The sequence below is a fragment of the uncultured Brevundimonas sp. genome (assembly GCF_937870815.1).
Classification (GTDB): Bacteria; Pseudomonadota; Alphaproteobacteria; order Caulobacterales; family Caulobacteraceae; genus Brevundimonas.
Window position 1 is genome coordinate 1 of the sequence record NZ_CALMZS010000213.1, and the last position, 6,151, is coordinate 6,151.

A 6,151-nucleotide genomic window follows, 5' to 3' on the forward strand; every position below is an offset into this window, starting at 1 on the left:
GACGCTGACGGCGGCCGGGGCCGAGGCGGCGCGCCCGGACCGCGCCGGCCCGGCCGGGGCGATCGCGCTCGGCCGCCACGGCGGCGGCGGGCCGCTGAGCCAGGATCGCCGACGCGCCCGGAGCCCCAGGCGGCCCGGTCAGGGGGTCTCCGCCGCGAGGTCGCCGGACCGATGGGTCTCCGGGCCGGCGTATCCGCCGCCCAGCGCCCGGATCAGGGCCACCGCGGCCTGCATCCGGGACGTCTCCACGGCGAGGGCCGCGCGCTCGCTCTCGAGCGCCGCCGTCTGCGCCGTCACGACATCGAGGAAGTCGCTCGCGCCTTCCTCGTAGAGCACCAGCGCCAGCGCCTCGGTTCGCCGGGCCGCGTCCGCGGCGCGATGTTGCTGGACGGCTTGCTCCGCCAGATCCCGCGCCGCCGTCATGGCGTCCTCGACCTCGCGAAACGCCTCGAGGACCGTGCCGCGATAGGCCGCCGAAAGTTCCGCGTGACCGGCCCGGCTGGCCGCGACCTCGGCCTTTCGGGCGCCGCCGTCCCACAGCGGGATCGTCGCTGAAAGAGGGCCCAGGCTCCAGAAGCCGGCGGGCGCCGAAAACAGTGCGCCCCGGGTTGTTTGACGTCCCCCGGCCGCACCGATGTTGAGGACCGGGAAATAGGCGGCGCGCGCCACACCTATCCGGGCGTTGGCGGCCGCCATGCGCCGTTCGGCGGCGGCGATGTCGGGCCGCCGTTGCAACAGCTCCGAAGGAACGCCGCTGGGGATATGGGGCGGCGGCGGTCGGCTGTTCGACGGGGGCAGGGTGAAGTCCGAAGCAACCTCGCCCACCAGCGCCGCGATCTGGTTTTCGATCCCGGCGCGACGGCGACGGACGTCGACGCGGCGCGCCTGCGCGCCGGCGAGTTGAGTCTCGGCCCGCCCCGCGTCCAGGCCGGAAGCCAGCCCGACCTCATGCCGCGTCTGTGTGAGCGCCTGCGCCCGGCGGTAGGCCGTCACCGTCTGATCCAGCAGCGCCAATTCCGAGTCCAGCCCGCGAAGCCGGAAATAGGCGTCGGCCAGGGCGGTCTGCAGGCTCAGCCGGACATTGACCATATCCGCCTGGCTGGCCTCTGCGTCGGCGTGGCGGGCTTCCACGGCGTTGCGGACCCGGCCCCAGAGGTCGAGCTCATAGCCGAGCGCGGCGCCCAGGAAGAATCGATCCTCGGGGTCTGTCGACGTCTGAGCGCCTGCGCTGGTCTGCGACGACTGGTGGCGTTCGGCCCTGCCGGTGAGGGTGAGACGCGGGTGCAGACCAGCGGACTCGAGACCTGCGACCGCCCGGGCCTGATCATATCTGGCCAGGGCCGCCGCCAGCGTCGGGCTCGCGTGATCCAGTTCGGCCAGCAGCGCATCGAGCGCCGGGTCCTGAAACACGCTCCACCAGCCGTCTCGCCGGACGGCGTCGCCGGGTGTCGCCACGGTCCAGGCAGGCCCGGGGGCCTGTCCGTCCGGCCCGTCCGGCGAAGCCTTGTAGGCGGCGGGCGTCCGGATGACCGGCCGTTCAAACGGCGGGGCCAGGGCGCATCCCGAAAGCGCCGCGAACAGGAGCGGCCACGCCGGCCTAATCCTGCGCATGGGTGCGGCCTTGGGGCGGTTGTTGCTGGATCCTCACCGGATCGCCCTCGGCGAGGGCGTCGGGCGGGGCGTTGATGAGCCGGGTTCCCGGTCGCACTCCGTCGAGGATCTCGACCGTGCGACCATGGTCGCGACCCAGCCGGACCGGGGTGAGAGACGCCCGGCCGCTGGAATCGACCGAAGCGACGCGCGGGCCGTCGCGGCCCAGGATCAAGGCGCTCGCCGGGATGACGACGCCGCCGCCGCCGGTCACGGGGAAGGCCACCTCGGCGTAGCTTCCGGGTTTCAGTCGCCGCTGCGGGTTATCGGCCTGGAGTTCCACCAGCATCGTGCCCGAGCGTCCGTCGACCGCCTGGGCGCTGCGGGTCACCCGCGCCGAAAAGGTCTCGCCGGGCGCCTCGGGCAGCCGCAGCTCGGCCTGCATGCCGGGCCGGATGTCGGCCGACGCCGATTGCGGCACGCGGACCTGGACGCGCATCCGGCGCGTGTCGGCTATCGTGAACAGCGGCGTCGTGGCCACGCCCGCCGTCACCAGGGCCCCGACTTCAGCCGAACGGCTGGTCACGACCCCATCGAACGGGGCGGCCAGCCGCGTGAAACCTCGCAGCGCGGCCAGTCGTTGGACATTGGCCCGGGCGGCGTCGGCGACGGCCGCGCTGGCGGCCAGGGCCCCGGCCTTCTCTTCTGCGGCCTGACGCGAGACGGCGTCTCGCTCCAGCAGGGCGCTCCAGCGGTCGGCGGTGGCGCGGGCGAGGGCCAGGTCGGCCAGGGCCGTCTGGTGCTGGGCGCGCGCCTGTGCGAGCTGGAGGTCGAGTTCCGGCGCGTCCAGCACGGCCAGGATTTGCCCCTCCCGCACCGCGTCGCCGATATCGACCAGCCAGCGATCGACATAGCCGTTGGTGCGCGCGTGGATGTCAGCGGTGTTCCAGGCCTGGATCTCCGCGGACAGGACCAGCTTGCCCCCGGCCTCGGCGGGGGCCGCCCGGATCAGCCGGACGGTGGGAATCGCCGCCTCGCGTGAGACATCGGCCAGCGCGTCGTCGTTCGCCTCGCGCGCCCACGTCCCCCAGGCGATGATCGCGACCGCGCCAAGGGCGCCGACCGTGAGCGCGGGCTTCAGCCCGGCCCCGCGAACTTTACTGAACATGGGCGACATCTGCCTTCCCTGCTGAGGAGCGCTGACCGGCGCCACGGTGGACGAAGCTGAAGATGGCCGGCACCAGGAACAGCGTGGCGGCGGTGGCCAGGATCAGCCCGCCGATGACCGCCCGTCCGAGCGGCGCATTCTGTTCGCCGCCCTCGCCGATTCCGAGGGCCATCGGCGCCATGCCGATGATCATGGCCAGGGCGGTCATGAGCACCGGCCGGAACCGGACCAGCCCGGCCTCCAGCGCGGCTTGGCTGGCGTCGCCGAGGACGGCCAGGCGTTCGCGGGCGAAGCTGACGATCAGGATCGAATTGGCCGTCGAGACGCCCAGGCACATGATCGCGCCGGTCAGGGCGGGCACCGAGAGGGTCGTGCCGGTGACGAACAGGATCCAGACGATGCCGGCCAGGGCGCCGGGCAGGGCCGAGACGATCACAAGGGGATCGGCCCAACTCTGGAAATTGACCACCAGCACCAGATAGATCAGCAGAACCGCGCCGATCATCCCCAGCGTCAGGCCCGCGAACGCCGCATTCATCGTGGCGTACTGGCCGCGCACGGTGACCTTCGCGCCTTTCGGCTGGTTCGGCTCGAGGTCCTTGATCGCGGCCGTCACGTCCTGGGCCACCGCGCCCAGGTCCCGCCCGTGGGCGGCGGCGAAAATATTGATCGTCGGCTGGATGTCGTAATGGCTGATCACCGAGGCCGTGCCGGTTCGCCGCAGGTCGCTCAATCCGCCCAACGTCTGCGCGGCCGCTCCGCCCGCGCCGGTCACCGGGAGGGATTGCAGGTCCTCTACCGAGCCGATCCGGTGCTCGGGCACCTGGGCCACGACCGGGTAGGAGACTCCGTTTTCCGGATTGAGGAAAAACACCGGGGCCGTCTGCGAGGTGCCGGCGAGGGCGTTGCCGAGACTGACGGTGACGTCGCGTTCGGTAAGTCCGTATTGGGCGATGCGGGCGCGATCGACGTCGATGTTCAACTGTGGATAGCGGGCGGACTGCTGGATGCGGGCGTCGGCCAGACCGGGAACGGTGCGGAGCCGACGGAGCAGCGTCTCCGCATAGGCGGCGTTGCCCGCCAGATCGCGTCCGCTGATCTGGATGTCGATCGGCGCCGGAGAGCCGAAATTCAGGATCTGGGAGGTGATGTCGGCCGGCAGAAAGGCGAAGCCAAGGCCTGGAAAACTCTTGGGCAAGGCCTCCCGGAGCCGCTCGACGTGGCGCTCGGTCGGACTGTGCTTTTCTTCCAGGGCGATGAGAATGTCGCCTTCGCTCGGGCCGACCGTGCCGCTGTTGTTGTAGACCGTGTTCAACGGCGCGCCGGACAGGCCGATATTGTCCACGATGGAGCTGAGTTCGGCATCGGGAATAAGCTGGCGAATGCGCTGCTGGACGCGGTCCATCACGACCGCTGTCTCCTCGATCCGGGTGCCTGCGGGCGCGCGGACGTGGAGTGCGATCTGCCCGGAATCGACGCTCGGGAAGAAGTCGCGCCCAAGCCATGGCGTAAGGGCGAATGACGCCAGCACCAGGGCGAGGAACACCGGAATGAAAACCCGTCGGCCCGCGAGGGTCCGGCCGAGGAGCCGGCCATAGGCCATCCGCGTCCGCTCGAACCGGGCTTCGAACGCGCGCTGGAGGCGCACGAGGGGGTTGGCGGACTGCGGTCCGCCGGCGGCGTGGATGTCCTGGCCGGGCCGGTGGGGCCGAAGCAGATACATGGCCAGGGTCGGCACCAGGGTTCGGGACAACACGAAGGAAGCGATCAGGGCGAACACCACCGCCAGCGCCATCGGCACGAACAGGTAGCCCGACACCCCAGGCAGCAGAAGCATGGGGACGAAGACGATGCAGATGCACAGCAGGGAGACGAAGGCGGGCGTCACGATCTGGGCCGCGCCGTCGAGGATGGCGTCGCGGACGCTCTTGCCTCGCTCCAGATGCCAGTTGATGTTCTCGATGGTGACTGTGGCGTCGTCGACCAGAATGCCGATGGCCAGGGCCAGTCCGCCCAGGGTCATGATGTTCAGCGTCTGTCCGCTGGCGGACAGGGCGGCGATGGCGGCCAGCACGGCAAGTGGTATCGACAGCGCGATGATCGCCGTCGATCTCCAGGATCCGAGGAAGAGAAGGATCATCAGCGAGGTCAGCGCCGCGGCGATCACCCCTTCGATGACCACGGCTTCGAGCGCCCCCCGGACAAAGACGGACTGGTCGCCGATCGCCTCTATGGTGAGGGCGGCGGGGAGCCCCGCCGCGATCTGGGGAATCTTCGCCTTGATCCCTTCGATGATGGACAGGGTCGAGGCGGACCCGCCGCGCAGGACCGTCATCAGGGCCGAGCGCTGACCGTTGACGTGAACGACGTTGGTCTGGGGCGCGCTTCCGTCGCGGACGTTGGCGACGTCGCGGATATAGATGGTCGCCCCGTCGACCACTTTCACGGGCAGATCGTTCAGCGCCTCGATCGAACCGGGCGCGTTGTTGAGCTTGATGTTGTACTGGAACTCGCCGATCTTGGCGAAACCCGCCGGATTGATCTGGTTCTGGGCCGCGATCGCCAGCGAGACATCCTGGGCGGACAGGCCACGGGCGCGCAAGGCCTGGGGATCGAGGTCGATCTGCACCTGCCGCTGCCGTCCGCCGGAGGGAAAGGGCACGGCCGCGCCGGGGACGGTGATCAGCTGCGGTCGAACCTGGTTGAGGCCGAGGTCGTAGAGCTGTTGTTCGGTGAGTCCCTCGCCCGAAAGGGCGAGCTGCACGATCGGGACGGTCGAGGCGTCGTAGTTGACGATGAAGGGCGGACTGGTGCCGGGCGGCAGCTGACGAAGCATGGTCTGGGAAATGGAGGTCAGCTGCGCGGTGGCGGTGCGGATGTCGACCCCGGGCTGGAAGTAGACTTTCACGACGCCCACGCCGGGCATCGACTGGCTCTCGATGTGTTCGACGTCGCTGACCGTGGCCGACAGGGCCCGCTCGAACGGCGTGATGATCCGGCCGGCCATTTCCTGCGGCGGCAGGCCTGCATAGGTCCAGGCCACGGCGATGACCGGCGCCCGGATGTCGGGGAAGATGTCGACCGGCGTACGAACGGCCGCCAGGATTCCGCCGAGCGCGATGAGAATCGCCATGACGACAAAGGTGAGCGGACGCGACAGGGCGATCCGGATGACCGCCATCATGACGGCGTCCGACCCGGGACGGTCGCGTGCGGCGCTGCAAAGTTCATCAGGGTTCCCCGCTCGTTCGGGGGCTGAAGACGAGGCCCAGCTTAAGTCGGTCTTAAGGGGCGGCCGATCGCGACGGTCGGGTGGGCCCCGGGCGGCCCGGTCAGGAGGGGGGGCGGCCGCCCGCCTCCTCGCCCTCGATGCGCCGGATCCGTCGCCGCAGA

The 6,151-nt window shown here is 70.3% G+C and carries 3 protein-coding genes; all 3 read right to left on the reverse strand.

Translation table 11 applies throughout. The annotated features are described in order from the left end of the window. Positions 1 to 138 precede the first annotated feature (138 nt). Genes Q0588_RS15155 through Q0588_RS15165 form a run of 3 tightly spaced genes read right to left on the reverse strand, consistent with a single transcriptional unit; the run spans position 139 to position 5,942 of the window. On the reverse strand, positions 139 to 1,611 hold the full coding sequence (locus Q0588_RS15155; protein ID WP_298747863.1) for an efflux transporter outer membrane subunit: 1,473 nt from the start codon (positions 1,609 to 1,611) through the stop codon (positions 139 to 141). Further along, entirely contained in the window at positions 1,598 to 2,758 is a 1,161-nt protein-coding gene (locus Q0588_RS15160; protein WP_298747865.1) for an efflux RND transporter periplasmic adaptor subunit, read from the reverse strand. Before Q0588_RS15160 ends, Q0588_RS15155 begins: the two co-directional genes overlap by 14 nt. Next, entirely contained in the window at positions 2,748 to 5,942 is a 3,195-nt protein-coding gene (locus Q0588_RS15165) for an efflux RND transporter permease subunit (RefSeq protein WP_298747868.1), read from the reverse strand. The genes Q0588_RS15160 and Q0588_RS15165 overlap by 11 nt, the downstream gene beginning before the upstream one ends. Between the last annotated feature and the right edge of the window lie 209 nt (positions 5,943 to 6,151).

What these genes read in the sequence shown, in the direction of transcription:
- Q0588_RS15165 (WP_298747868.1), bottom strand. Translation starts at nt 5,942, where the DNA reads ATGATGGCGGTCATCCGGATCGCCCTGTCGCGTCCGCTCACCTTTGTC.
- Q0588_RS15160 (WP_298747865.1), bottom strand. Translation starts at nt 2,758, where the DNA reads ATGTTCAGTAAAGTTCGCGGGGCCGGGCTGAAGCCCGCGCTCACGGTC.
- Q0588_RS15155 (WP_298747863.1), bottom strand. Translation starts at nt 1,611, where the DNA reads ATGCGCAGGATTAGGCCGGCGTGGCCGCTCCTGTTCGCGGCGCTTTCG.